At 72.6% G+C, this 1,744-nt stretch carries 2 protein-coding genes; both read right to left on the reverse strand.

What is annotated here, in order from left to right; translation table 11 throughout:
* The coding region (locus tag ABZ641_RS36005; protein ID WP_359988672.1) for a DEAD/DEAH box helicase at positions 1-1,376 on the reverse strand (1,376 nt) is incomplete at its 3' end.
* A 251-nt stretch (positions 1,377-1,627) separates the two neighbouring features.
* Positions 1,628-1,744: cold shock domain-containing protein (locus tag ABZ641_RS36010; protein WP_359975905.1), on the reverse strand; the 117-nt coding region annotated here is incomplete at its 5' end.

Genomic DNA, 1,744 nt, shown 5'->3' on the forward strand with positions numbered 1-1,744 from the left:
CGGCGGCCGCGGCGCGTGGAGGGGCTGCGGCGCGGCCGCTCGACGACGGGGTTCGGGATCACCGTGGGGACGCCGGTGGGCACGCGGGCGCCGGTGATGCGGGCCAGCTCCTGGCCGCCGGCCAGCACCGCGGTCGTGACGGGGACGAGGCCCGCCGTCGTCATCGTGCGTGCCATCCGACGGCGCTGGTTGGGCAGCACCAGTGTGACGACGGTGCCGGACTCGCCGGCCCGGGCGGTGCGGCCGCCCCGGTGCAGGTAGTCCTTGTGGTCCGTGGGCGGCTCCAGGTTGACGACCAGGTCGAGCCCGTCGACGTGGATGCCGCGGGCGGCGACGTTGGTCGCGATCAGCGCGGTGACCTGGCCGGCCCGGAACTGCTCCAGCGTGCGGGCACGCTGGGGCTGGGACTTGCCGCTGTGCAGGGCTGCGGCTCTGACCCCCTGCGTGAGCAGGTCATCGACCAGGCGGTCCGCACCGTTCTTGGTGTCGATGAACATGATCACCCCTCCGTCACGGGAGGCGATGTGCGCGATCGTGGCGTTCTTGTCGGAGTGCTGAACGTGCAGCACGTGGTGCTCCATCGTGGTGACCGCGGCGGCGGACGGGTCGACCGAGTGCGTGACCGGGTCGGTGAGGAAGCGCTGGACCAGACGGTCGACGTTGCGGTCCAGGGTGGCGGAGAACAGCAGGGTCTGGCCGCCCGGGGCCACCTGTTCCAGCAATTCGGTGACCTGGGGCAGGAAGCCCATGTCGGCCATCTGGTCGGCCTCGTCCAGCACCGAGACGGCAACGTCGTCGAGCAGGCAGTCACCGCGGCCGACGAGGTCCGCGAGCCGACCGGGAGTGGCCACGACGACATCGGCGCCCCGGCGGAGCTGGTGGGCCTGGCGGCCGATCGGCAGCCCGCCCACCACGGTCGCCATCCGCAGCCGTACCGCGCGGGCGTACGGGGTGAGGGCCTCGGTGACCTGCTGCGCGAGGTCACGGGTGGGGACCAGGACGAGCGCCAGAGGGCGGCGCGGATCGGCCTTCCGCCCTGCAGTGCGGGCCAGCACTGCGAGTCCGAACGCGAGGGTCTTGCCCGAACCCGTCCGTCCGCGGCCGAGCACGTCGCGGCCGGCCAGCGCGTTCGGCAGCGTCGCCGCCTGGATCGGGAACGGCCTGTCGAGGCCCTGGCGTGTCAGTACGGACAGCAGCTGGCGCGGCATGTCCAGTGCGTCGAAGGACTCCACGGGCGGCAGTGCAGGAGTGGTGCCCACCGGCACCGCGAACTCGACCTGCGCAGGGTGGCCCTGACCGGCGGCCCGGCGGCCGGAACGTCCGTCGGCGACCGCTCGGCCGGAGTTCTGGTGCGAGGAGCGACTGGAGCGATTCATGCAGGGACCTTCCTGAGGGGGCACGTCGCCAGGAAGACCCCGTGGCGCGGGGCACCGGAGGAGACCACGAGAACGGGCCGAACGAGTGACGGGCTGGGAAGGGACGGAGGACCTGCGGCACGGCTCCTGCGGTCGATGCCGACCGGAAGGGACGGGAGCAGGGGCGCCGCCCCGCACATGCCGAGGGGCCCGCACCGTGCGTGTACGCGGTGCGGGCCCCTCGCTGCCGGGCGGGTGCCTTCGGCGAAGAACTACAGGGGGCGAATGTTCTCGGCCTGCGGGCCCTTCTGGCCCTGCGTGACGTCGAACTCGACCTTCTGGCCCTCGAGCAGCTCACGGAAGCCGTTGGCGTTGATGTTCGAGTAGTG

It is taken from the genome of Kitasatospora sp. NPDC007106, assembly GCF_040634455.1.
GTDB lineage: Bacteria > Actinomycetota > Actinomycetes > Streptomycetales > Streptomycetaceae > Kitasatospora > Kitasatospora arboriphila.